At 44.6% G+C, this 24610-nt stretch carries 23 protein-coding genes and 1 pseudogene; 14 read left to right on the top strand and 10 right to left on the bottom strand.

The window, feature by feature from the left end; translation table 11 throughout:
• Nucleotides 1–3 precede the first annotated feature (3 nt).
• A complete protein-coding gene (locus B1L02_RS09270) occupies nt 4–705 on the top strand; it encodes a 3'-5' exonuclease (protein WP_174694551.1) in 702 nt (233 codons plus the stop codon).
• Between the two features lie 61 nt (nt 706–766).
• On the opposite strand, the gene B1L02_RS09265 is transcribed toward B1L02_RS09270, so the two are convergent.
• From B1L02_RS09265 to B1L02_RS09225, 9 genes are all read right to left on the bottom strand, one after another.
• A complete protein-coding gene (locus B1L02_RS09265) occupies nt 767–2341 on the bottom strand; it encodes a BCCT family transporter (protein ID WP_017219496.1) in 1575 nt (524 codons plus the stop codon).
• 696 nt (nt 2342–3037) lie between these two features.
• Nucleotides 3038–3703 (bottom strand): CoA transferase subunit B, encoded by a 666-nt coding sequence (locus B1L02_RS09260; protein ID WP_088530798.1) that lies wholly within the window; start codon nt 3701–3703, stop codon nt 3038–3040.
• A gap of 9 nt (nt 3704–3712) precedes the next feature.
• On the bottom strand, nt 3713–4411 hold the full coding sequence (locus B1L02_RS09255; protein ID WP_088530797.1) for a CoA transferase subunit A: 699 nt from the start codon (nt 4409–4411) through the stop codon (nt 3713–3715).
• A 27-nt stretch (nt 4412–4438) separates the two neighbouring features.
• Nucleotides 4439–5347, bottom strand: coding sequence for a hydroxymethylglutaryl-CoA lyase (locus B1L02_RS09250; RefSeq protein WP_088530796.1), 909 nt, complete (start codon nt 5345–5347; stop codon nt 4439–4441).
• Nucleotides 5347–7290 (bottom strand): acetyl-CoA carboxylase biotin carboxylase subunit, encoded by a 1944-nt coding sequence (locus tag B1L02_RS09245; RefSeq protein WP_088530795.1) that lies wholly within the window; start codon nt 7288–7290, stop codon nt 5347–5349. The genes B1L02_RS09250 and B1L02_RS09245 overlap by 1 nt, the downstream gene beginning before the upstream one ends.
• Before the next feature lie 8 nt (nt 7291–7298).
• On the bottom strand, nt 7299–8081 hold the full coding sequence (locus B1L02_RS09240; protein ID WP_088530794.1) for an enoyl-CoA hydratase-related protein: 783 nt from the start codon (nt 8079–8081) through the stop codon (nt 7299–7301).
• A 9-nt stretch (nt 8082–8090) separates the two neighbouring features.
• Nucleotides 8091–9698, bottom strand: coding sequence for a carboxyl transferase domain-containing protein (locus B1L02_RS09235; protein WP_088530793.1), 1608 nt, complete (start codon nt 9696–9698; stop codon nt 8091–8093).
• Between the two features lie 9 nt (nt 9699–9707).
• A complete protein-coding gene (locus B1L02_RS09230) occupies nt 9708–10883 on the bottom strand; it encodes an isovaleryl-CoA dehydrogenase (protein ID WP_010378622.1) in 1176 nt (391 codons plus the stop codon).
• A 24-nt stretch (nt 10884–10907) separates the two neighbouring features.
• Complete coding sequence (locus B1L02_RS09225; protein WP_010378624.1) at nt 10908–11300, bottom strand: MerR family transcriptional regulator; 393 nt, start codon at nt 11298–11300, stop codon at nt 10908–10910.
• A gap of 315 nt (nt 11301–11615) precedes the next feature.
• Between B1L02_RS09225 and B1L02_RS09220 the strand changes: the two genes are divergently transcribed.
• The 13 genes and pseudogenes from B1L02_RS09220 (at nt 11616) to B1L02_RS09160 (ending at nt 24125) form a co-directional block, all read left to right on the top strand.
• The gene (locus B1L02_RS09220; RefSeq protein ID WP_017219490.1) at nt 11616–12794 is read left to right on the top strand and encodes a thiolase family protein; all 1179 of its coding nucleotides are present in this window, start codon (nt 11616–11618) and stop codon (nt 12792–12794) included.
• A 96-nt stretch (nt 12795–12890) separates the two neighbouring features.
• Nucleotides 12891–14381 carry a CoA-acylating methylmalonate-semialdehyde dehydrogenase gene (locus tag B1L02_RS09215; protein WP_088530792.1) on the top strand — a complete coding sequence of 497 codons (1491 nt, stop codon included), beginning with the start codon at nt 12891–12893 and terminating at the stop codon, nt 14379–14381.
• 106 nt (nt 14382–14487) lie between these two features.
• A complete protein-coding gene (locus tag B1L02_RS09210; protein ID WP_010378631.1) occupies nt 14488–15645 on the top strand; it encodes an acyl-CoA dehydrogenase family protein in 1158 nt (385 codons plus the stop codon).
• Nucleotides 15646–15655: 10 nt separating this feature from the next.
• A complete protein-coding gene (locus tag B1L02_RS09205; protein ID WP_010378634.1) occupies nt 15656–16432 on the top strand; it encodes an enoyl-CoA hydratase in 777 nt (258 codons plus the stop codon).
• Nucleotides 16432–17571, top strand: a complete 1140-nt coding sequence (locus B1L02_RS09200; protein ID WP_088530791.1) for an enoyl-CoA hydratase/isomerase family protein — start codon at nt 16432–16434, stop codon at nt 17569–17571. The genes B1L02_RS09205 and B1L02_RS09200 overlap by 1 nt, the downstream gene beginning before the upstream one ends.
• Nucleotides 17572–17583: 12 nt before the next feature.
• Nucleotides 17584–18471 carry a 3-hydroxyisobutyrate dehydrogenase gene (gene mmsB, locus B1L02_RS09195; RefSeq protein WP_088530790.1) on the top strand — a complete coding sequence of 296 codons (888 nt, stop codon included), beginning with the start codon at nt 17584–17586 and terminating at the stop codon, nt 18469–18471.
• A gap of 6 nt (nt 18472–18477) precedes the next feature.
• Nucleotides 18478–19239, top strand: a complete 762-nt coding sequence (locus tag B1L02_RS09190) for an SDR family oxidoreductase (RefSeq protein WP_088530789.1) — start codon at nt 18478–18480, stop codon at nt 19237–19239.
• Between the two features lie 118 nt (nt 19240–19357).
• Entirely contained in the window at nt 19358–19747 is a 390-nt protein-coding gene (locus tag B1L02_RS09185) for a VOC family protein (RefSeq protein ID WP_088532255.1), read from the top strand.
• Between the two features lie 29 nt (nt 19748–19776).
• The gene (locus B1L02_RS09180) at nt 19777–20073 is read left to right on the top strand and encodes a DUF1330 domain-containing protein (protein WP_045988103.1); all 297 of its coding nucleotides are present in this window, start codon (nt 19777–19779) and stop codon (nt 20071–20073) included.
• A 100-nt stretch (nt 20074–20173) separates the two neighbouring features.
• Nucleotides 20174–21571 carry a hypothetical protein gene (locus B1L02_RS09175; RefSeq protein WP_088530788.1) on the top strand — a complete coding sequence of 466 codons (1398 nt, stop codon included), beginning with the start codon at nt 20174–20176 and terminating at the stop codon, nt 21569–21571.
• A 130-nt stretch (nt 21572–21701) separates the two neighbouring features.
• Nucleotides 21702–22241 (top strand): heme NO-binding domain-containing protein, encoded by a 540-nt coding sequence (locus B1L02_RS09170; protein WP_088530787.1) that lies wholly within the window; start codon nt 21702–21704, stop codon nt 22239–22241.
• 4 nt (nt 22242–22245) lie between these two features.
• Nucleotides 22246–23196, top strand: a complete 951-nt coding sequence (locus B1L02_RS09165) for a sensor histidine kinase (protein ID WP_088530786.1) — start codon at nt 22246–22248, stop codon at nt 23194–23196.
• A 480-nt stretch (nt 23197–23676) separates the two neighbouring features.
• Nucleotides 23677–24125 (top strand): annotated as a pseudogene (locus B1L02_RS09160) (DUF4826 family protein).
• On the opposite strand, the gene B1L02_RS09155 reads toward B1L02_RS09160, so the two are convergent.
• Entirely contained in the window at nt 24109–24567 is a 459-nt protein-coding gene (locus B1L02_RS09155) for a GNAT family N-acetyltransferase (RefSeq protein WP_088530785.1), read from the bottom strand. The pseudogene B1L02_RS09160 and the gene B1L02_RS09155 sit on opposite strands and share 17 nt — an antisense overlap.
• Nucleotides 24568–24610: the final 43 nt, after the last annotated feature.

Genomic DNA, 24610 nt, shown 5'->3' with positions numbered 1-24610 from the left:
AACATGCAAGGCGAGATTATGTCATGGCCAAATCGCTTTCAGCATTTGGCAAAAACGTCGCAAGACCCAAGAATTCAAGCATTTTATCAGCAAGGTGTGGTAGATCCTTACCAGCAATTAAGTCAGTGCGAGTTTGTTGCACTTGATTTTGAAACCACAGGGCTCGACCCAAACATCGATGACATTGTGAGCGTTGGCGTAGTGCCATTTGACTTACGACGGATCCGCTTAGCTCAAGCTAAGCATTGGCTAGTCAAGCCAACCAGTCCACTGGCTGAGGAGTCTGTGGTATTGCACCGGATCACACACTCACAAGTCGAAAGCGCGCCAGATCTGCAAGATATAATTGAAGAAGTGTTTGCTTCGCTGCATGGCAAAGTCATTGTGGTGCATTATCAGTTTGTCGAAAAGTCATTTTTCAATTCTGCGCTAACAGCAAGATTGGGTGAGGGTATTGAGTTTCCAGTAATTGATACGATGGAAATTGAAAAGTCAGCGATAAACAACGCCAGAAGCTGGTTTGATAAGCTCAAACGTAAACCTATTCCTTCAGTACGCTTGGCTGATTGCAGAAAGCGCTATGGGCTGCCCTATTATCAGCCACATCATGCCTTGTCCGATGCGTTAGCAACGGCGGAGTTATTTCAAGCTCAAGCTCAATATTGTTTAGACCCATCAGACATGGTGAAACGCTGGTGGAGCTAACCCCAAATAACAAAAAGGCGGAGCATACTGTAGGCTCCGCCTGTAATGAGATTAACGACCGTTAGCTTTTAGGCTCAGTTCGAAGCCCGAGGATTAAACTTACACACATCAGTAGTAGTACAAAAGTAAACGGCAAACCTGTTGAAATGGCACCCGCTTGCAGTGCTTCAATCGCTTCTTTACCGCCGATCCACAACAGCGCTGCTGCAATTGCACCCTCGATACTCGCCCAGAATATACGTTGTGGTACGGGGGCATCTATTTTACCGCCAGCGGTAATACTATCGATAACCAAAGAACCAGAGTCCGACGAGGTGATAAAGAAAACCAGCACAAGTACAATGGCCGTGAACGAGAGTAAATCGCTCATTGGCAGGTTTTCAAACATTTGGAACATAGCCAGTGGCACTTCGGTTAAGCCATCTGTGCCTAGTGCGCCAATGCCATTTTTCACCTGATCGATAGCAAGGCCACCGTAGATTGACATCCAGATCACGGTTACCAATGTCGGGATCAGTAATACCGCGGTGATAAACTCGCGTATGGTGCGACCCTCAGAAACGCGTGCGATAAACATACCGACAAAAGGTGACCAAGAAATCCACCATGCCCAGTAAAATACGGTCCAACCTTGAAACCATGCTTCGTCTTCACGACCATGAGGGTTACTCAGCGGAATGATGTTTTCAACGTAGGCCATTAAGGTTGTTGGAATGTTACCCATGGCAATCGCAAAACCTGCAATACCAACGAATACTAATAACACAAATGCAATTAACATATTAACGTTACTGAGTAGCTTTACACCACCATCAATACCGCGAACGACCGAAATAATCGCAAGGGCAGTAACGCCCACAATCACGGCTATTTCTAGACCGAGACCTGCTTCTATGCCAAACACATGTTGGATCCCAGCACCAGCTTGCTGTGCACCTAGGCCAAGTGACGTTGCGAGACCAAACAAGGTAGCAAGAACGGCGAGAATATCGATGATATGACCAGGCCAACCCCAGGCTCTGTCTCCTAAAATAGGGTAAAAGATTGAGCGGATCGAAAGCGGTAAGCCTTTATTGTAGGCAAAAAACGCTAGAGAAAGCGCAACAACGGCGTAAATAGCCCAAGGATGCAGACCCCAATGATACATGGTTGCGCCCATTGCAAGCTCTGCTGCTTCAGGAGTGTTTGCTGCAACATTCAATGGTGTTTTGTACCAGCCGGTGTAGTAGGCGACAGGCTCCGCCACGCCCCAGAACATTAAGCCTATCCCCATGCCCGCAGCAAATAGCATGGCAAGCCAGGACGCCCGAGTGTAGCTTGGTTTGGCGTTTTCACCACCTAAACGAATTTTACCATAAGGCGATAAAACGAGTACTAGACAGAATAGGACAAAGAAATTACCAGACCACATAAATAGGGCATCAAAGTTACCTATGATGTCCCACTTTATGCCATCTAAAGTGGTTTTAGCTGTGTTAGCATCAACTAATAATACGGCGACTAAAAACGCCAGTATTAATCCTGCACTTACACCAAATACAGGGTTATGTACGTCAAACCCCCACTTTTGAACATTGTCTTGTCCAACGGTGTAGTCTGTATTATCGATGCTGTACTTATCGTGGTGATTGCCCATGATATCCTCTTGTTGTTCTCATCGTGATACGACACCAAGCTGATATACTGAATTAATCGCTAGACAATGGTTGATAACAATTCGACATAAACTAACTATGCAACAAAGCAAAATGTAATCTGGCTATTAATGCTAATCATTAGCGGCTTAGAATGACTTTATCAGCCATAAAAAATGCTAGCCATAAGCCACAAAAACTACTTAGTCTAGTTTAGATTATTTAGCGTATTCATTCGTTTTATGCGTTTCAACCATATCAGCCGAATGACTATCTAAATATATGATGGGTTTATGTTAGTTACAGCGACAGTATACTGCCTCAATACTTGTAATTAAGATAAACCAACCGAACCGTTATGCTACTAAGCTATGGTATCAATATATTGTGTCAACTTGATATTCAGTCGATGCTTCAAAGCAGCAACTCTTTAGTTTTAAGCTGTACTGGCAGGTGAATATTCAATGCCAACCAAAACTATCTCTACTAGTTTAGGGGGTGAGATTGAAAAGTAAATGGCTACTGAATTTTTTATTTAAAAATCATCACATTCATCAACTAGACATGGAGAGTGGTGTAGAGTAAAGAGTTTTCCTTCGATGGCATGTGAAAAAAACCCCTCTTGCGAGGGGTTTTGGGTAACTCAGCGCCTTTGGCACTGGGAATGAGGTCGGTACATTTGTAAGTTTGGGTGCGTTTTATGACGCCTCAAACTGCATTTCAGGGATCTCACCATCGACGATAAGCTTGCCTGCAGTTTTGCTGATTATTTCATCAACACTAACACCCGGTGCGCGTTCTAGCAAATGGAATGCGCCGTTTTTTACTTCTAACACAGCTAAATCTGTTACGATTTTCTTTACACAGTTTACGCCGGTGAGCGGCAATGTGCATGATTCAAGCAATTTAGAATCGCCGTGTTTGCTAGCATGGGTCATGGTCACTATGATGTTGCGTGCACCAGCAACTAAGTCCATTGCACCACCCATGCCTTTGATTAATTTTTTCGGGATCATCCAAGACGCGATATTGCCTTGTTGATCAACTTCAAAAGCACCTAGTACCGTCAAGTCTACATGACCACCACGGATCATGGCAAAGCTTTCCGCACTATTAAAAATTGCTGCACCTGTCGCTGCTGTCACGGTTTCTTTACCCGCGTTGATCATATCGGCATCAACTTGGTCTTCAGTTGGGTAGGGACCCATACCCAACAAGCCATTTTCCGATTGCAGCATCACTTCAATGCCTTGTGGTACGTAGTTAGCCACTAAGGTTGGAATACCTATGCCTAAGTTAACGTAGTAACCGTCTTCAAGCTCTTGCGCCACGCGCATCGCAATTTGTTCACGATTTAAACCCATGATTGCCTCCTATTTGCGCGTTGTGACACGTTCAATACGTTTTTCAAAGTCACCTTTGATCACGCGATTGACATAAATACCTGGGGTGTGGATTTGACTTGGCTCAAGCTCACCCGGTTCCACAATTTCTTCAACTTCCGCGACGGTGATTTTGCCAGCTGTTGCCGCCATTGGGTTGAAGTTCATTGCTGTGTGGCGGAACACCAAGTTGCCATAGCGATCTGCTTTCCAAGCCTTAACAATGGCAAATTCACCAGTAATTGATTCTTCCAAAATATATGGTCGGCCATCAAATTCCTTTACTTCTTTACCTTCGGCTACTGGAGTGCCGAAACCTGTAGCGGTGTAGAAAGCTGGGATCCCAGCGCCACCGGCGCGCATTTTCTCTGCAAGGGTACCTTGTGGCGTTAATTCAACGTCAATAATGCCATCGAGTAGTTGTTGTTCAAATAGGGCATTTTCACCAACATAAGAGGCGATGATCTTCTTAATTTGACGATCTTTAAGCAAAATACCTAAACCAAAGTCGTCGACCCCACAGTTGTTTGAAACCACGGTAAGTTCTTTTGTTTGCATGCGCTTAATTTCTGCAATTAAGCCTTCTGGAATACCGCATAAACCAAAGCCACCTGCAATGATAGTATCACCGTCTTTCAGACCCACCATCGCTTCGCTGTAGCTTGATACGACTTTATCGAAACCGGCCATAAGCCCACTCCTAATAATGTTATTATTTTAAGACTGACAAGTTTGTTTGAGCGCTAACGACACTTTACTGCTTGGTGTCTTGCCTAGCGCATCACAAATTGTCCATCCTGCTTTTGCTAGCCTTTCTAAATCAATTCCACACTCAATGCCAAGCCCTTGCAGTAAGTAAACTACATCCTCAGTGGCAACATTTCCTGACGCGCCTTTGGCGTAAGGGCAACCACCGAGACCTGCAACGGCGCTGTCGACAGTTGCGATCCCCATTTGCAGGGCGGTGTGGATATTCGTTAGCGCTTGCCCGTAGGTATCATGGAAATGCACTGCCAGCTTGTCAGCTGGGATATCTTGCAGTAACAAGGTGAGCAGCTGCTGGACTTTTTTAGGTGTACCAACCCCTATGGTGTCGCCTAGGCTGATTTCATAGCAACCAAGTGACAACAATTGTTTACATACAGATAAGACTTGCTCTGGTTGCACCTCACCTTGATATGGGCAGCCAACCACACAGCTCACATAACCTCTTACTTTTATGTTGTTTTTTTGTGCAAGTTCAATAACGGGACGAAAGCGTTCAATACTTTGTTCAATCGTGCAATTGATGTTTTTTTGCGTAAATGCCTCGCTGGCGGCAGTAAAAATGGCAAATTCGTCGACCTGATTTTCAAGTGCAAGCTCGGCGCCTTTAAGGTTTGGTGTCAGCGCACTTATTTCAACGCCTTCACTACGCTCAAAGCCTTGAATAACTGCTGCAGAGTCGGCCATTTGTGGCACCCATTTGGGTGACACAAACGCGCCTGCTTCAATGTGCTTGAGACCAGCGTCTTTTAATGCGTTAACCAGCGAGATTTTAGCTTCTGTGGCAACACTGAGCTCATTTTGTAAGCCGTCACGGGCGCCGACTTCTACAATTTTGACCTTGGCCGGATACTGAGACATTAGTCTTGCTCCTCAACAATCGCCAGCATATCGCCATGACTGACTAACTCGCCTTCTGCAAAGCAGTACGAAGTCAGCGTGCCATCAAATGGTGCATTGAGCGTATATTCCATCTTCATGGCTTCGATTATCACGACTGCATCGCCTTTATTGACTTGAGTACCGACTGCTAACAGATGCTTAACCACAGTACCGTTTAACGGAGCTGCCAGCGGTGCTGCTTCGTGTTCGTGATCGCTAATGTAATGCTTTGACTTGAGCTCAACGGTATGTTGATACGGGCCATACATAACAGTGATCCCAGTCTCTGTGACAATGGCACTGGCGTGTAACCGTGCACCATCAATCACCACCGTTAACTGGTGTCCATTTAATTCGCACTCTACTTGGTGGATTTGCTCGTTAAACGAAACCTTCCAACCACCTTGAGATTGATAGGCCGAGGCGACATGATCTGCAAATGGTAAATCCACTTTCGCGGTTTGGTTAAGCCTAAAGCCTAAGTTTCCCCACACCGTGTTTTTACATGGTTGTCGGTGGCTAAGGTAGGCCGCACTTGCTAATAACACCATTTTAGCCAGCGGCGTATTCGATTGAGTTAATACGTCAGTTTGCGTGTCGATAAAGTGGGTATCAGGGGCACCTGCCCTAAAAGTAGGGTGGCCTGCTAAGTGATGCAAAAATGCAATGTTGGATTTCAAGCCACACAAATGCACTTGTTCTAAACTGGATTTTAACTTTAATAAAGCTTGTTCACGGTTTTCGCCATGAACAATGAGTTTTGCGATCATAGGATCGTAAAACGGACTGATCTCATCGCCTTGTTGCACGCCTGTGTCAATTCTCACGCCATCTTTGGCTTCTGGAAAGCTAAGATGTGAAAGTACACCAGAAAACGGCATGAAGTTTTCTTCAGGGTCTTCTGCGTAAATGCGCGCTTCAAAGCTATGACCAGATAACGAAACCTGCTCCTGAGTCAACGGTAGCTGTTCACCCGCAGCAACCATCAGTTGCCACTCGACTAAATCGAGATCAGTTACCATTTCTGTCACTGGGTGCTCTACTTGCAGGCGAGTATTCATTTCCATAAAGAAGAACTCCTCGCCACATAATAAGAACTCTACAGTACCTGCGCCGCGATAGTTAATCGCCTGCGCACAGCGTACTGCTGCTTCACCCATAGCTTTGCGCATATCATCACTCAAACCTGGCGCGGGCGCTTCTTCAATCACTTTTTGGTGACGACGCTGTAGTGAACAGTCTCTATCGCCGAGGTAAACACAGTTACCGTGACTATCGGCAAAAACTTGTACTTCAACGTGACGAGGCTTATCAACAAAACGCTCAAGCAGTACTAAGTCATTGCCAAAGCTCGCTGCAGCTTCACGTTTAGCGCCATGTAGTGCCGACAAAAACTCGCTGCTTTCTCGTACCACGCGCATCCCTTTACCACCACCGCCGTAAGCGGCTTTGATAAGCACCGGAAAGCCGATTTTTTCTGCTTCTGCTTGCAAGAAATCATCTTCTTGTTTGTCGCCATAATACCCTGGGACTAAAGGCACATTAGCGTCATGCATGATTTCCTTGGCACGGGTCTTAGAACCCATGGCTTCAATAGAACTTGCCAGCGGACCAATAAACGCAATGTTTGCCGCTTCGCACGCTTTGGCGAATACCTCATTTTCAGACAAAAAACCATAACCTGGATGGATGCAATCGACGCCCGCCGCTTTGGCGACTTCAAGAATTCGGTCTGCAACCAAATAAGACTCTTTAGATGGTGCAGGACCGATATGATAGGCCTCGTCAGCTGTCTTTACATGCATCGCATTGGCATCTGCATCAGAATAAACAGCCACTGTGGTTAGGCCTAATTTCTTCGCGGTGCGCATTACGCGGCAGGCAATTTCACCACGGTTCGCGACTAGAATTTTAGTTAGCATGTTGACTCCTATTCGCTCGCGGCGGTTTGCCAGCGTGGGGCTCGTTTATCGAAAAAGGCGCTAAGACCTTCTTGGCCTTCGTCACTTACTCTAATTTCAGCGATACGCTTTGCAGTATGGGCGATCAACGCTTCATTTATCTCTTTACCAGCAACTTCGTTGATCAGTGCTTTGGCGCTTTTCACAGCAGCAGGGCCATTGTTAAGCAAGGTATTGAGAAAATCCGCTTCGCTTTTTGCTAAATCATCGCTCAATTCGTGAATTAAGCCCATTTCTAACGCCTTTTCACCATCGAATACTTCGGCAGTTAAAAAGTAGCGTCGCGCTTGGCGCTCCCCAATGGCTTTAATGACATAAGGACTAATCACAGCTGGAATAAGACCAAGCTTGACTTCACTTAAACAAAATTTAGAGTTGTGCTCTGCAATGGCGATGTCGCAACAGGCGATTAATCCGAGTGCACCGCCAAAAGCAGCACCTTGCACCAAACACAACGTTGGGTGAGGGCAAGTGGCCAGCACTTGCATTAATTTAGCAAGTTCTAAAGAATCAGCGACGTTTTCGTCATAGTCGTTGTCTGCCATGGATTTCATCCACGCCAGATCAGCCCCCGCTGAAAAGTGTTTACCTTCGGTTTTTAATACCAGCGCTCTGACATCGAGGCCACTGGCATATTCAATATTCTTAATGAGTTCAGCAATCACCTCCGCATTGAAGGCATTATGTTTTTCTGGGCGACTTAGCTCTAAAATCGCCACTTTGCTTTTTGTTATATTTAAAGTGACAGGCATAAGTGCTCCTTACATTCTGAAGACGCCAAATTTAGACTCTTTTTGCGGCGCATTGCTCGCAGCCTCTAAGGCAAGACCAAGTACTGTGCGCGTATCCGCAGGGTCGATAACCCCATCGTCCCAAAGCCTTGCGCTGGCATAGTATGGGTGTCCTTGCTTTTCGTACTGCTCGATGATTGGCTTTTTAAATTCACTCACTTCGGCATCACTCATGCTAAGACCTTTACGCGCTAAACCATCTCGTTTAACCTGCGTTAGTACGCCCGCAGCTTGTTCACCACCCATTACGGAGATCCGTGCGTTTGGCCACATCCACATCATGGTAGGCTCGTACGCTCTACCACACATACCATAGTTACCAGCACCATATGAGCCGCCAATCAATACAGTAAACTTAGGCACATCAGCACAGGAAACAGCAGTTACCATTTTTGCACCGTGCTTAGCGATCCCTTCCGCTTCGTATTTTTGGCCAACCATAAATCCAGTAATGTTCTGCAAAAACAGCAGCGGAATATTGCGCTGTGCACAGAGCTGAATAAAGTGTGCGCCTTTTTGCGCGGATTCAGAAAAGAGAATACCGTTGTTTGCTACAACTCCCACCGGGTGACCATAAATTTCAGCAAAACCAGTCACGAGCGTTTCGCCGAAGTAGCGTTTAAATTCATCAAACTGAGAATCGTCCACGATACGGGCAATGACTTCGCGTACATCAAATGGTTTTTTCAGATCCGTACCGACAATGCCATACACCTCACTGATGTCATAACGCGGTGGTTTGGCATCTTGAAGGAACGGGCGAGTAGGGCGCTGATGGTTAAGGCGTGACACGCACTGTCTTGCGATAGAAAGCGCATGTTCGTCATTTTCTGCATAGTGATCGGCTACACCAGAGACTTTACAGTGAACATCTGCCCCGCCTAAGTCTTCTGCACTCACTTCCTCACCAGTAGCTGCTTTAACAAGAGGTGGCCCTGCCAAGAAAATAGTGCCTTGTTCTTTGACGATAATACTTTCATCGGCCATTGCTGGTACATACGCGCCGCCGGCGGTGCATAACCCCATGACCACTGCGATTTGTGGGATCCCCTTTGCAGACATACGTGCTTGGTTGTAGAAAATTCGACCAAAATGCAATTTATCTGGGAACACTTCATCTTGCTCTGGCAAGTTCGCACCGCCAGAATCCACCAAATAGATGCAAGGAAGATGGCAGCGCTCAGCGATTTCTTGCGCTCGTAGGTGTTTTTTTACAGTAATAGGGAAATAGGTTCCCCCTTTTACAGTCGCATCATTTGCCACAATCATGCATTCAACGCCTTTAACGCGTCCGATCCCGGCGACCACACCAGCACAAGGAATATCTTGCTCGTAAACGCCAAACGCGGCGAATTGGCCAATTTCTAAAAACGGCGAGCCCTCATCCAGCAAGGTTTCAATTCGGTCACGTACAAATAATTTACCGCGACTTTGGTGACGGGCAATAAGCGCTTCACCACCACCTTGGCTCAATGTGGCGACTTTCTCTTTAAGATCAGCAACCAGCGATGCCATCGCATCGCTGTTTGCCTTAAACTGGGGATCATGCGGATTAACCGCAGAATTTAGTACCGTCATGTAGCACTCCTAGCGACTTTCGTTGAATAGCTCACGTCCGATAAGCATACGGCGGATCTCAGACGTACCAGCGCCAATTTCATACAGCTTGGCATCGCGAAGTAGTCGACCTGTAGGATATTCATTGATATAACCGTTTCCGCCTAGTAGCTGAATGGCATCAAGTGCAAGTTTGGTTGCAAGTTCTGCGGCATATAAAATCGCTCCAGCAGCATCTTTACGAGTGGTTTCACCACGGTCACAGGCTTTTGCCACGGTATAAACGTATGAACGTGCGGCGTTCATTTGCGTGTACATGTCAGCAACTTTGCCCTGCACCAGCTGGAATTCACCGATGGATTGGTTAAATTGTTTACGCTCGTGAATATAAGGTACTACCACATCCATACAAGCCTGCATAATACCAAGCGGACCGCCTGCTAACACCACACGCTCGTAGTCAAGGCCACTCATGAGTACCTTAACGCCTTCGTTGTATTCGCCAAGGATGTTTTCTGCAGGTACTTCGCAGTTTTCGAATACCAGCTCACAGGTGTTTGAACCACGCATTCCAAGTTTGTCTAACTTTTGTGCCGTTGAAAAACCAGGGAAGCTTTTTTCGACGATAAAGGCTGTGATCCCGCGAGGGCCTGCATTGGTATCCGTTTTTGCGTAAATCACAAAAACGTCGGCATCTGGACCGTTGGTGATCCACATTTTATTACCGTTAAGGATGAACTTGTCACCTTGCTTTTCAGCACGCAGTTTCATTGACACGACGTCAGAGCCAGCATTGGGCTCACTCATTGCTAGTGCACCGATGTGTTCACCGCTGATAAGTTTTGGTAGATATTTTTCTTTTTGGGCTTGGTTGCCGTTACGGTTAATTTGGTTCACACATAGGTTTGAGTGTGCGCCGTAGCTTAAGCCAATTGATGCACTCGCACGGCTTATCTCTTCCATTGCGATAACGTGTTCAAGATAACCCATGTTTGAGCCGCCAAATTCTTCAGCGACGGTGATCCCAAGTAGGCCCATTTCGCCAAACTTTGGCCACATTTCGTTTGGAAATGCATTTTCTTGATCTGTTTTTTCAGCAAGTGGGGCAATTTCACTGGTCGCAAAGCTATTCACATGATCACGGATCATGTCTGCTGTTTCGCCTAGTCCAAAGTTTAATTCTTTATATAAAGATACTGTGCTCATCGGTCTTCATCCTGTTGTGAGAGTTTATTTTTCGAGCTCGTGTAGGGTGTCGCGACAACGGCGCTCAGCCGTCACCAGTTCCATTAAGACAACTTTAATGTCGTCCATCTGTTGGCTTAAGTCGGCTTTTTTCTCTTCAATGAGTTGCAACATGGTTTTAAGTTGCTTTTCGCTCGATTTGTCGGCGTCGTAAAGCTCAAATAGTCGGCCAGTTTCTGCAAGTGTAAAACCAAGGCGTTTTCCGCGAAGGATCAGTTTTAATCGAACTTTGTCACGTTTTGAGTAAATACGCGTTTGTCCTTGGCGCCTAGGAGAAAGGAGTCCTTGGTCTTCGTAAAAACGAATACTGCGAGTAGTAATATCAAATTCTTTAGCTAACTCGCTGATTGAATAGGTAGGTTCATTAATTTCTTGCATTTTTATTTACACTTACAACGTCACTGATTAGACCAATATAAGTGAAGTTTACGTAAAGGTAAAGTAAGAATAGCAGATCCTTCTTTAGTCTTATAAAAGGAATAATCTGTCCGTTCGAATTGTCATCAAATCTTCATTACAGCCAGAGAAAATAAGCCTTGGAAACAAATTTGTGCAAGATAGCTTTACACTTTCACTGATCTCGTTTGGCTTGATTTTAGATTTACGTTGGCGTAAACGTAAATATTATGTATGCTCGAATACAGAGTTAATTTTTAACAAGCCTAAGATTGGCTTGTAAACAGGAGTTTTGCAATGAGTAACGAAGCTGTTGTCATCGTCGCTGCTAAGCGTACACCAATGGGTGGCTTTATGGGAAGCCTATCTGACGCAACCGCGACAGACTTAGGTGCGACTGCAATTAAAGCAGTAATGAATGAAACAGGTCTTAGTGACGCGAGTATAGACGAAGTTATTATGGGTTGCGTACTACCCGCAGGTCTCGGTCAAGCGCCAGCGCGTCAAGCGATGCTACATGCAGGGTTAGCACGTTCAACTGGTGCGACAACAATCAATAAAGTATGTGGCTCGGGTCTAAAAGCGGCGATGTTCGCGCATGATCTCATCCGCTCAGGTAGCATTAATTCTGCTATCGCTGGTGGCATGGAAAGCATGACTAACTCACCTTACTTTATTCCAAAAGCCCGTGGCGGAATGCGTATGGGTCATGGCGAAATCAAAGACCATATGATGGCTGATGGCTTAGAAGATGCTTATGATAATAAAGCGATGGGTTGTTTCGCACAAGCTACCGCTGATGAATATGGCATAACCCGTGAGCACATGGATGAATTTGCACTTGGCTCTCTAAGTAAAGCAAACGCCGCAATCGAAAATGGCAGTTTTGGCAATGAGATTGCTCCTCATGTAATGAGTACACGTAAGGGGGATGTTGAGGTAAATACCGACGAGCAACCTGGTAATGCCCGTCCAGACAAAATTCCATCACTTCGCCCAGCATTTAAAAAAGATGGCACTATCACTGCTGCCAACTCTTCGTCTATTTCAGACGGTGCAGCCGCGCTGATTTTAATGAGTGAATCAGAAGCGAAAAAGCACGGTTTGACGCCACTTTGTAAGATTGTTGCCCATGCAACTCACTCACAAGCGCCTGCTGAATTTACCGTTGCGCCGGTCGGTGCGATGAATAAGCTGCTTGAAAAATCAGGTTGGTCGACAGCAGACGTTGATCTTTGGGAAATCAACGAAGCATTTGCCATGGTGACTATGTTGGCTATCAACGAAATGCAGTTAGATAGCAACAAAGTCAACGTAAACGGTGGTGCTTGTGCGCTTGGTCACCCAATCGGTGCAAGCGGTGCACGTATCTTAGTTACACTTATCCATGCACTAAAAAACCGCGGCTTATCAAAAGGCGTAGCCTCACTATGTATCGGTGGTGGTGAAGCTGTAGCGCTTGCGGTAGAAGTGTAAGTTACTGCAATTTATTTCGTTCAAGGGGCGCTGCGTTTTCAATAATTCTAATCATTCACGCAGCGCATAAACTCGTTTTATGGGGAGGAGTGCTTCATGCACCAAGTACCTTTATACATCAACGGTGAATTTTCACAGTCTCAGTCTGACAAATGGTTAGACGTTGTTAATCCGGCTAATCAAGAAGTATTAGCAAAAGTGCCTTGTGCTACTAACGAAGAAGTACAAGCTGCAATTCATTCAGCTCAAGAAGCATTTAAAACATGGCGTAATGTTCCGGTAACTGAGCGTGCGCGAATTATGATGCGTTATGCAGCGCTTCTTAAAGAGCACCAAGAAGAAATCGCAACCATCATTTGCCATGAACTTGGTAAAACTTTTGAAGATGCGAAAGGTGATGTATGGCGTGGTATTGAAGTGGTTGAGCAAGCATGTAATGCCCCTTCAATGATGATGGGCGAGACGGTAGAAAACGTTGCCCGAAATATCGACACCTATTCATATACCCAACCGCTAGGCGTTTGTGCTGGTATTACGCCATTTAACTTCCCAGCGATGATCCCGCTGTGGATGTTCCCAATGGCAATTGTATGCGGTAACACCTTTGTACTTAAGCCATCAGAGCAAGATCCACTAACGCCAATGCGCTTGGTTGAGTTGTTTGAAGAAGCCGGTGCGCCAAAAGGCGTACTACAGGTAGTACACGGTAGTAAAGATCAGGTTGACCAACTCCTTGAAGCGCCGGAAATTCGCGCGATTTCTTTCGTGGGTTCTTGTGGTGTTGGTCAGTACATTTACAGCAAAGGTACGCAAAATCTCAAACGCGTTCAAGCGTGTGTTGGTGCGAAAAACCACATGGTTATTATGCCAGATGCGAAAAAAGAGCAAGTGATCAATAACCTGGTTGGCTCTTCGGTCGGCGCGGGTGGTCAGCGCTGTATGGGGATCTCAGTGGCCGTGTTTGTTGGGCAATCACAACAGTGGGTAGAGGAACTTAAAGACGCAATGGCGAAGGTTCGTCCTGGCGTATGGGATGATCCTGAAGCCGCTTATGGTCCGCAAACGACGCCGCAGGCTAAAGCGCGTATTCTGTCGCTGATTGACAGTGGTAAGCAGCAAGGCGCAACTTGTTTGCTAGACGGCTCTGATTTTACAGTTGAGGGTTATGAAAGTGGTAACTGGGTAGGTCCAACCCTGTTTTCAAACGTCACAACTGAAATGGATATCTACAAAGAAGAAATCTTTGGCCCAGTCCTTTGCTGTGTATTTGTCGATAGTTTAGATGAAGCAATTACGCTTATTAATAACAATCCATACGGTAATGGCACCTCATTATTCACTGCAAGCGGTGGCGCAGCACGTAAATTCCAGCGTGAAATCGAAGTGGGTCAGGTCGGTATTAATATTCCTATTCCTGTGCCATTGCCATTCTTCTCATTCACCGGTTGGAAGAATTCATTCTACGGCGACCAACACACCTACGGTAAGCAAGGCGTGCGTTTCTATACAGAAACCAAAACGATTACCTCACGTTGGTTTGACGATGAGGCTGTCAGTGGTCCAAATATGAGTATCAATCTTAGATAACTTATATTGCATAGCGTGCTCTGCAGGGGAGTACGCTATTTTTTACCAAAACGATAAGAATTACCGACACATATTCAGGGTGTCAGAACAGCAAGAGAGGTCTAGCGTGGACTTTAACCTAAACGAAGATCAACAAGCATTTGCCGATATGGCGCACCAATTTGCAATGAGCGAGCTTGCTCCACATGCTGCAAAATGGGATCAAGAGCACATTTTTCCAAAAGACGTAATTCAAAAAGCAGGTGAGCTTGGTTTTTGCGGTCTATATACGCCAGAAGAGGCAGGTGGTCTGGGTTTATCTCGCCTTGACTCAAGTATTATTTTTGAACAACTTTCTATGGGTTGTACAGCAACCACCGCCATGTTGACTATCCATAACATGGCAACGTGGATGATAGCGAGCTTTGCAACGGAAGAAACCAAAGCAAAATATATGGATCAGTTAGTAACAGGTGAGCTACTGGCTTCTTACTGTCTAACAGAGCCTGGTTCTGGCTCTGATGCTGCATCGCTGAAAACAAAAGCAATAAAAGAAGGCGACGAGTACGTTCTGTCTGGCTCAAAGATGTTTATCTCAGGTGCCGGTGAAACCGACGTATTGGTGGTAATGGCAAGAACCGGTGAAGCAGGTCCAAAAGGTATTTCGGCCTTTGTTGTACCTGCCGATGCTGATGGGGTTATTTATGGCAAAGCAGAAGAAAAAATGGGTTGGAACGCTCAGCCTACGCGCCTTATCACGCTTGAAAATGTCCGGATCCCAGCTGCCAACCTGTTAGGCCAAGAAGGTGAAGGCTTCAAATTTGCGATGCAAGGTCTTGATGGTGGTCGTATTAATATTGCGACTTGTTCTATTGGTACAGCCCAACAAGCACTCAATACCGCCAAGCAGTATATGCAAGAGCGTTCTCAGTTTGGTAAACCGTTAGCGGCGTTCCAAGCATTGCAATTTAAAATCGCAGATATGAATACTGAACTTGTGGCTGCGCGCCAAATGGTTCGACTTGCAGCATTTAAACTGGATAGCAACGACCCAGAAAAGACCACTTATTGCGCAATGGCGAAGCGTTTTGCCACTGATGTAGGCACTAAGGTGTGTGATGATGCACTGCAAATTCATGGTGGTTACGGGTATATCAAAGAGTATCCACTTGAACGTCATTTACGTGACGTACGTGTTCATCAGATCCTTGAAGGTACAAACGAAATTATGCGTGTAATTATTGCACGTCGGATCTTAGCTGAAGGCGCCCCAAGCGTCCTATAAGGAGAGCATCATGACTGCACAATTAAAACTCGAAAAACAAGGCCATACTGCCGTTGTTACTATGTCAAATCCACCGGCGAATACGTGGACAAAAGACACACTAACTGCACTTAAAAATCTAGTAATCGAATTGAACGCAGATAAAGAAATTTATTCGTTAGTGATCACTGGTGAAGGTGAAAAGTTCTTTTCAGCAGGAGCAGATCTAAACGTATTTGCCGACGGTGACAAAGGAGTCGCTGCGGATATGTCTCGAGTATTTGGCGAAGCGTTTGAAACACTCAGCGACTTTAGAGGCGTATCTATTGCTGCTATCAATGGTTTTGCAATGGGTGGCGGTTTAGAAGTCGCACTAGCATGCGATATCCGCATCGCCGAAGCTCAAGCACAAATGGCACTCCCTGAGGCGAAAGTCGGGTTGTTACCTTGTGCTGGCGGCACACAAAACTTGTCTTGGCTTGTGGGTGAAGGCTGGGCAAAACGTATGATTTTATGCGGTGAGCGCTTAAAAGCCGATAAAGCACAGCAAATTGGCTTGGTTGAAGAAGTGGTCGAGCAGGGGAAAGCACTGGAAGCTGCGCTTGAACTTGCTAAGAAAGTAGAAGATCAAAGTCCTGTTGCGGTCACGGCTTGTAAGGCTCTCATTCAAAAAGGCCGCTCTGGCACAATCAATAGCGCATTGCCACTTGAACGCGAACTTTTCGTAACATTATTCGATACGCAAGATCAAAAAGAAGGCGTAAACGCGTTTTTAGAGAAGCGTAAAGCGAATTGGGTAAATGGCTAATGATTGAATTTGAGCTAATAAATCATGAAGAGGCGCCGGTTATATTCGAACAGGCAACATGCCATAACGGGATGAAAATAGCGCTGGCGACATTAAATGCACCAAAAGCGTTAAATGCCTTAAACCTTGATATGATCCGTTTGCTCGCGCCACAACTAGACGCTTGGGCAAACGACCCGCAAATAGCAATGGTTATGCTAAAAGGTGCTGGCGAGAAGGCGTTTTGTGCCGGCGGCGATGTCGTGAGTTTATATCGCGAAATGTCGTCTGATACGAGTAACGCATTAATCGAAACCTTTTTCAGTGAAGAGTACCGGTTAGATTATCAAATCCATAACTATGATAAGCCAATCCTACTATGGGGTAATGGCATCATCATGGGTGGCGGACTGGGCTTAACGGCTGGCGCAAGCCATAAAGTGATGACAGAAACGTCGCGCATCGCGATGCCAGAAATCACCATTGGCTTATACCCTGATGTTGGTGGGAGCTATTTCCTCAATAAGATGCCAAAAGGCGTAGGACTATTCCTAGGTCTCACCGCTGCAAACATTAACGCTGCGGATGCCAAGCTGGTTGGGCTCGCCGATCATTTTATGGACTCAGAAAAACTGAGCTTACTGTTACAAAACCTAGTTGAAGTGAACTGGGGCAAAACCAATGTATTAAATCATGAAAAGCTTACTCAGCTGCTGTTGTCACTAGATGAAGCGTCTCATGCGCCGCCAAAAAGTGAAATTAAACCGCTTATGAAAGTGTTTGAAGCGCTTGATGAGAAACGTGAGTTATCAGACCAAGTTGAGTTTATTTTGGCGTTGGATAGCACTGACAACAAATGGCTAAGCAAGGCACAGGCCGCATTAAAGCATGGTTCACCATTAAGTGCAGCATTAGTTAAAGCGCAGCTCACTAGAAGTGAAGGCAAAACACTAAAAGACTGTTTTAAGCAGGAATTAGGAATGTCGGTAACGGCTGGCGAGTTTGGTGAGTTTCAAGAAGGTGTTCGTGCGTTGCTTATTGATAAAGATGGTAAGCCAAATTGGCGATTTAAATCTGTCGCCGAAGTGACAGACGACGCGGTAGAACGCTTTTTTGCACCTCGCTGGGATGAAAACGATCACCCATTGCGTGACTTATAAGGAGTGACTTAAATGGCACGAGTAGGATTTATCGGCTTAGGTAATATGGGTGGTCCAATGGCCATTAACCTATTAAAGGCTGGCCACCAAGTATGTGTATTCGATTTGAACCCTGAGGCCGTTGCGACGCTTGAAGCAAGTGGCGCGACGAAAGCGACGGTTGTGAGCGATGTATGTCGCGAAGCCGATTATGTGATCAGTATGCTGCCTGCAGGCAAACATGTTCGAGCAGTGTATACCGGCGATGACGGATTAATTAATTACCTTAGTAAAAATACACAAGTAATTGATTGTTCGACCATCGATGCCGGATCCGCTCAGTTTGTCGGTAACAAGTTGGCAGAATCGGGTATTTCATTTGTTGATGCGCCTGTGTCCGGCGGTGTGGCAGGTGCAGCGGCTGGTACCTTAACTTTTATTGTCGGCGGTAATAAAGCAGACTTTGAACGTGCGCATGTGGTACTTACCAATATGGGTAAGAATATCTTCCATGCTGGAGATATTGGTGCGGGACAAGTCGCGAAGATATGTAACAATATGCTGTTATCAATACTTATGGCGGGCACAAGTGAAGCGCTGCAAATGGGTGTAGATCATGGCTTAGATCCTAAAGTATTGAGCGAAATTATGCTCAACAGCTCAGGTCGAAACTGGACGCTAGAGCTATACAACCCATGTCCTGATGTACTAGAAAATGTGCCTTCTTCGAACGGTTATAAGCCGGGCTTTATGGTTGATTTAATGGCTAAAGATCTTGGCCTTGCGATGCAATCTGCGCAGCAAACGAATTCTGCGACGCCCATGGGGGCGCTGGCGAAGAATCTGTATAACTTGATGCAAAATCAAGGCAAAGGCAGTGAAGACTTTAGTGCGATTTTTAAGCTTTATTCAGAGAAATAGGACACTATGGATATTAACAATAAAACAGTTGTGATCACTGGTGGTGCGCAAGGCTTAGGTCTTGCTATGGCGACTGAAATGGCAAAGCTCGGAGCAAAACTAGCCCTGATAGATATGCAAGAAGACGTTTTAGCAGAAGCGAAGCGCGAACTTGCTCAATTTGGCACACAAGTTAACACATATGTTGCTAATGTTAGTCAAGAATCAGACGTGGAAAATGTGTTTAATGCCATCGTAAATGACTGCGGTGATATTGCGGTTTTAATAAATAATGCGGGTATTTTGCGTGACGGTTTGCTGCTTAAAGCAAAAGACGGGCAAGTCATCGATAAAATGTCGCTTTCGCAATTTCAATCCGTTATTGATGTCAATCTCACAGGAGTTTTCCTGTGCGGCCGCGAAGCTGCCGTCAAAATGGTAGAAGCGGGTAATGGTGGCGTGATCATTAATATGTCGAGCGTTGCGCGCGCTGGTAATATGGGACAAACCAATTATTCAGCGGCAAAGTCTGGTGTCGTTGCGATGACTACCAGTTGGGCTAAAGAATTAGGTCGTTTTGGTATTCGCGTGGGCGCAATTGCACCAGGTGTGATCCGTACAAAAATGACCGATGCAATGAAGCCTGAAGCCAAAGAGCGCCTAGTGAAAATGAAGCCGGTCGGGCGTCTGGGTGAAGCGCAAGAAATTGCTCATACAGCAAAATATATCATTGAAAATGATTTCTTTACGGGACGTGTCGTTGAGATTGACGGCGGCATTCGCTTGTAATGAAAAAATAGGCTTGGTTTTACAACGTGTAGTCCAAGTTCCTACTTGAGTGTGTGAAGCGGCAATGCAAATTGCCGCTTTTTTATTTAAAAGACACTAAATGCTTGTGGAGAAGTGCTTGAAGTTATCTGGAATACATCACGTCGCTGTTATTTGTTCTGACTACCAAAGATCAAAAGTGTTTTATACCGAAGTACTTGGTTTGCGCGTACTCAGGGAGAACTATCGAAAAGATAGAGCGTCTTATAAATTAGATCTTGCGCTGCCTGATGGGAGCCAGATTGAGTTGTTTTCATTTCCAAACCCGCCCAAACGACCATCACATCCAGAGGCGCAAGGGCTGAGGCATTTAGCATTTAGCGTATCAGATATAGATGCTTGCATTGCACACCTTGTGCAGTATCAAGTTGCAGTAGAGCCTGTTCGAATAGATGAATATACAGGCAAACGGTTTACCTTTTTCAGCGATCCTGATGGTTTGCCGCTGGAGCTTTATGCGCAATGTTAAGATGATAACTACTTTAAAAGGGCTAAATTATGTATGAGATGTTAGTGGCGATGGAAATTCATAACAGCGAGCGATATGCCAAATATCGTGAAGCGATGAAGCCAATCTTAAGACAATATGGTGGTGGATTTAGTAACGATTTTCATATTGCAGAAACCTTGCTAACAGAGGGACAGTGCCAAGCTAATCGACTTTTTACCATATACTTTCCTGATCAAGCTTCAATGGAGTCCTTCTTCAGTGATGCTGAATATGTAGAGGTAAAAGCGCGATACTTTGAAGATAGCGTCAGTGGGTTTGATATTTTGGCGAGCTACATTAGATAAGGCTAAAATAAGGAGCAAAATTGGGTAAAGTTTATTCTACATGGGTCGATAACCATTAATAGCTCTAAGGTAAACTGAATTTATAACAAGGATTTAGGTTATGAATATAAAGCCACAATTTCACACCAACCATGGCAGTGTTGGTGCTCCATCTTCGTCGAAAGAAATGCAAGACGCACTCAAAGCACTCGCAAAAGATAGACCTGATGAAGAGGTATCCCAACTTTCAGATGTGAATAGTGAGTTCACAATTGATTTTTCCTACACCGAATCACCAGTCTCATATGATAGAGACTTTATGCGTAATTTTGAATTCAGAATGTTAGGCATGAAAAGTTACGGTATTCATCGAGAGCACATAGGGACGGATGAAAATGGTCGTGTCTATAAGGATACTTACGGTGACTTTGAAGGCCGAGAAAAAATTGATGAATTTTTAGCAATCTTTGACCGTTTGGATGAAGAACAACAGATTAAATTTGCACACTTCAAGCCCACAGAATCGCTTCTAGACGTGGCTAACAGATTAACTGATGAAGAGCTTGGTCAGCTCACCGATTTTATCGTTCAGTCACTCAAGGTTAACAGCTTTGGTCAGAGGGGTGAAGACTACTCAGAAAAGTTGATTGATAAACTGAGCAGTATGTCTGATGACTTATTAACAGATACCGTAAAAACTATGTCTAGCTTAATGGAACAGGCTGAAAACAAATTTTTTTCAGATCCGGCGTTGCCAGCTTATCTATTGGATGAAGACGGTAGAGCAGACATGGACTTAACTGTGCGAGAGGCAGATTTTTTCGACCAATTTAATGCGTATGGTGACATGAACAACCAGTTATTAAATGACTATGCAAAATTTATCATTGATAATAAATTCTCAGACGGTGATCTTTTAGATCTGAACGCGCATTTAGCAAATTCTGATTTTGATACGAGTCGTGGCATGCTAGATATGGCAACCTTGGTTAAAGCAAATGACCGAACTACTTTTATAGAAATGTTAAACGAAGTGGATACGCGAGAGCCGAATAACCTGTTCGCAAGATTGAGCAAACTCAATTACGAAAATGAGAACACCGAATACTTTAGAACTGACAATCGAGAATACGTTAAATTTAAAGGAACACCGGCTGACGATAACGAAAAAAGTAGGTTATACAATCAGCTGATAAAAGCCTATGAAAATCAGGGACTCGGTTGGATGAATGACGTCATGGAGCAGTCAGAAGATATGCCAGTGCGCGCTGAACTCAATATGTGGCTAGCTATTTTAGAAGATGTGGAAGAAAACCCCGATGCGTTTAAGCGTTCAGACTCTGTCGAATCTTGGATGGAGGGCAATTTAGCTGGAATTGTAAATGACTACTATCAAGGCATAAAAGAAAAGGTATTTGCGCATAATGAGGAGCTAGATAACTTTCTCAATATGTCTATGCTTGAAAGAATTGAACTCGATGCAACAGAGCTTGACAAGCAAGCTCCTTTAGCTGAATAGAGAAAGATCTATTACATCCCAAATATTGTTCTACACTTAATTAAGAACGAAACAAGCTTGTTAATTCAAAGGCTTGTTTCGAGGTGAGTCTTGACTATATAACGCAGCAACTTTGTTAAGGGAGAGTTTAATGCGCGGCGTGATATTTAGAGGTTTAGAAGAATTAGTTGTAGAAGCGATTGGCATGCAAGCTTGGGATGAGTTACTCGAAGCACATGCACCTGAGGGGAGGGTTTATGTTTCCCCTACATCTTACCCAGATGCAGAGTTATTTGCGTTAGCACAAGGCGTCGCTGACAAATTGAATAAGCCATTGACAGATGTATTAGCCATTTTCGGACAGTCATTATTTGGATTTTTGGCAGAAAAGCACAAAGGTATCTCATCGAAATTTGCGTCGTTTGAAGAGTTGGTTTTATCTATCGATAGTGTGATACACATGGAGGTAAAAAAGCTTTACGACGAACCTAACCTCCCCTCAATTTCGGCGATTGTGAAAGATGACAAAACTATCGTATTAGAGTATTGCTCGAATCGTAAATTGTGTTTTTGTGCGGAAGGACTACTTTATGGTGCCGCACAGTTTTACAGTCGCAAACTAAAAATTGAACATCCACAGTGCATGCACAGCGGCGCTGAACATTGCGTACTCATTCTTCATTTGGATTAATTCGATGTCTGAATATAACGACTATAAAAAGGCGTATCTAAGAGAGCGTCGTGCACGTGATGAAGTTGAGTCATTACTTGAAGAGAAAACGCGTGCGTTATATTTGGCTAATCAAACACTTGAACGTCAATTAGAACAGCTTAAGAATCAACAAGCCGTACTAATAAACAACGAACGTATGGCAACGTTAGGAACACTATCAGCAGGCGTTGCGCATGAATTAAATAACCCGTTGGCCTATGTGGCTGGTAACCTTGAGTCACTTAATTATTATATTTCGCCAATCTTGCAGTTGCTTGAGACAGTAAAATTACTTGAGCAAAATGAATTGAGAGGAGATCAATTGGAAGCTCGCCTTATTGATATATATTTAAGGCAACATGTTGACGAAATTACGAATGATTTGCCGGATCTTGTTCACGACACGCTGCACGGCTGCGAGCGAATTAAGACCATAGTAAACGATTTAATGAATTTCTCCCGATCCAATAACGATAGTTTCGGTAGGGCGTCTCTAAAGTCCATTGTTGAAGACACGCTTCGTTTACTCTATGGTCAACTCAAGGGATACGAGCTAACCGTCGCGGTCGAAGATGTGCCAACTATCTATTGCAAGGAGGGAGCGCTAAAACAAGCTATCATCAATCTTTTGGTGAATGCTAAATATGCGGTAGACATGAGCCATAAATCGCATAAATCAATAGAAGTGTTACTCGCACCGGGTAACGCTCAAGATATTATCTTAAGCGTTAGCGACAACGGAATTGGGATTGATGCTGATGTGCTTCCTAGGTTGTTCGATCCTTTCTTTACGACTAAGCCTGTCGGCGAAGGTACGGGCATGGGACTTGCCGTTACTCATGCCATTGTAAAAGAGCACAAAGGGAAAATTGATGTTCAGAGTCAAGAAGGTGTAGGTAGTCAGTTTACTATTTCCTTTCCTCTGGAGCAGTGAGAAGCTTGCGCCTGTCCCTATTTTATAATACGTTTCTCTACACAAACCGATGGACACTTGTTGCGTTGGCTAGCTGAATTTATACAAAGGCAACTAGATACATGTACCACCGATTATAATTCGGACTAACAAATTTGCTATGGATGTTGTAACTCCACCATTAAGTTAGACGTCTCACTAAAGGTCGCAACATACATTTCACTTAGACAAGTAATATCTCTGATGATGTGACTAGAATAGAAAAAGAAACTTTCTCGAAACTTACAGCTCAGTAATTAATCATATAAACGCAAAATTCCTTTGTTCGTATTGCCGTTATGACTGCAAAAGCTTAGTATCAGGTAACTTCGCAAGCGTTTGAGTGCTTGGTGTATAAGAATCAAAACCGATTTGCTGAATAATTTGTTATGAAACGCACCGCGTAAATAACGATAAAGTAAAATGCTATTCGGTAATCTAAAAAGAATAAAAGGGTGAACAATGAGTGAAGAGCAAAACCAACCGCAGCAAGAGACGTTAACACCAGAACAACAACAGCAACGATCAATACAATGGCAGCGTAGCTGCGTGCAAGCTGCACAAAAACATCTTGCGGATAAAGGGTGTTACCGCAGAGTATTATTGAAAAAGAATGTCGTTATATTGAGCCATTGGTTGCGCTTTGGAAAATCAAAGGTCAAAACGGCAAAAAGTATTGGGTGATCACAGGTAATCTACCTACGGATCATATTGAAGCATCAGCAGCCGCTACAGCACGTGAAGCACTGCGCTATTTTTCATTCCATTGGCAAATGAAAGCGGAAGAAATTATGTCTGCAAAGCCAGTAGAAAAAACACAAGCCCAGTTTGCTAATCTACTGGTAAACCGAGCTCATGGTTTATATGATCTTTTCGCTAAAGATGAACTTTGGGCTAATGAAGCATCGTAAACGGCTCCATCTTGAGTGATTGAATAGGGCATTTCAAGCGCTGTCTTGGAATGCCGGCTTCCATAAATACGTGTCCATGAGTGGAAAACCCAGATTGCAAAAATTCGGGTACTTCATCCAAAATGCATTGAATAAAAACGTCTTCAAAGCCCTTGTCTTTTGCCAGATCAACAAGCCCCCCGATCAAGGAAGCGTAGGCATCTCGATTGCGGTGAGATTTGAATATAGCGATACGGCTTAATAACCCGTCTTCGCACAGTCGCCCTGTACCAACTGGGCCATCTAAATCGTCAATAATGATTAGGTGCTCAGCAGTGATATCCTGCTGATCAAACTCAACCTCTTTAGGAATGTGAAGTTCGTACACAAATACACGCTCGCGTATCGCTTTGAGCTCCAATTTTTTGGTTTGCCAAGTTACTCTACTGATCCTATAACTCATACTGCCCCCATCTACAGATTACACCTGCATTCCCTGTTTAGCG

Origin of the sequence: Pseudoalteromonas piscicida, from assembly GCF_002208135.1 — a bacterium.
GTDB lineage: Bacteria > Pseudomonadota > Gammaproteobacteria > Enterobacterales > Alteromonadaceae > Pseudoalteromonas > Pseudoalteromonas piscicida_A.
This window is presented reverse-complemented; position numbering and strand designations above follow the sequence as displayed.

Excerpts from the sequence above, each read along its gene's own strand:
- B1L02_RS09270 (WP_174694551.1), top strand. The coding sequence starts at position 4 with ATGCAAGGCGAGATTATGTCATGGCCAAATCGCTTTCAGCATTTGGCA.
- B1L02_RS09265 (WP_017219496.1), bottom strand. The coding sequence starts at position 2,341 with ATGGGCAATCACCACGATAAGTACAGCATCGATAATACAGACTACACC.
- B1L02_RS09260 (WP_088530798.1), bottom strand. The coding sequence starts at position 3,703 with ATGGGTTTAAATCGTGAACAAATTGCGATGCGCGTGGCGCAAGAGCTT.
- B1L02_RS09255 (WP_088530797.1), bottom strand. The coding sequence starts at position 4,411 with ATGGCCGGTTTCGATAAAGTCGTATCAAGCTACAGCGAAGCGATGGTG.
- B1L02_RS09250 (WP_088530796.1), bottom strand. The coding sequence starts at position 5,347 with ATGTCTCAGTATCCGGCCAAGGTCAAAATTGTAGAAGTCGGCGCCCGT.
- B1L02_RS09245 (WP_088530795.1), bottom strand. The coding sequence starts at position 7,290 with ATGCTAACTAAAATTCTAGTCGCGAACCGTGGTGAAATTGCCTGCCGC.
- B1L02_RS09240 (WP_088530794.1), bottom strand. The coding sequence starts at position 8,081 with ATGCCTGTCACTTTAAATATAACAAAAAGCAAAGTGGCGATTTTAGAG.
- B1L02_RS09235 (WP_088530793.1), bottom strand. The coding sequence starts at position 9,698 with ATGACGGTACTAAATTCTGCGGTTAATCCGCATGATCCCCAGTTTAAG.
- B1L02_RS09230 (WP_010378622.1), bottom strand. The coding sequence starts at position 10,883 with ATGAGCACAGTATCTTTATATAAAGAATTAAACTTTGGACTAGGCGAA.
- B1L02_RS09225 (WP_010378624.1), bottom strand. The coding sequence starts at position 11,300 with ATGCAAGAAATTAATGAACCTACCTATTCAATCAGCGAGTTAGCTAAA.
- B1L02_RS09220 (WP_017219490.1), top strand. The coding sequence starts at position 11,616 with ATGAGTAACGAAGCTGTTGTCATCGTCGCTGCTAAGCGTACACCAATG.
- B1L02_RS09215 (WP_088530792.1), top strand. The coding sequence starts at position 12,891 with ATGCACCAAGTACCTTTATACATCAACGGTGAATTTTCACAGTCTCAG.
- B1L02_RS09205 (WP_010378634.1), top strand. The coding sequence starts at position 15,656 with ATGACTGCACAATTAAAACTCGAAAAACAAGGCCATACTGCCGTTGTT.
- B1L02_RS09200 (WP_088530791.1), top strand. The coding sequence starts at position 16,432 with ATGATTGAATTTGAGCTAATAAATCATGAAGAGGCGCCGGTTATATTC.
- mmsB (WP_088530790.1), top strand. The coding sequence starts at position 17,584 with ATGGCACGAGTAGGATTTATCGGCTTAGGTAATATGGGTGGTCCAATG.
- B1L02_RS09190 (WP_088530789.1), top strand. The coding sequence starts at position 18,478 with ATGGATATTAACAATAAAACAGTTGTGATCACTGGTGGTGCGCAAGGC.
- B1L02_RS09180 (WP_045988103.1), top strand. The coding sequence starts at position 19,777 with ATGTATGAGATGTTAGTGGCGATGGAAATTCATAACAGCGAGCGATAT.
- B1L02_RS09175 (WP_088530788.1), top strand. The coding sequence starts at position 20,174 with ATGAATATAAAGCCACAATTTCACACCAACCATGGCAGTGTTGGTGCT.
- B1L02_RS09170 (WP_088530787.1), top strand. The coding sequence starts at position 21,702 with ATGCGCGGCGTGATATTTAGAGGTTTAGAAGAATTAGTTGTAGAAGCG.
- B1L02_RS09165 (WP_088530786.1), top strand. The coding sequence starts at position 22,246 with ATGTCTGAATATAACGACTATAAAAAGGCGTATCTAAGAGAGCGTCGT.
- B1L02_RS09155 (WP_088530785.1), bottom strand. The coding sequence starts at position 24,567 with ATGAGTTATAGGATCAGTAGAGTAACTTGGCAAACCAAAAAATTGGAG.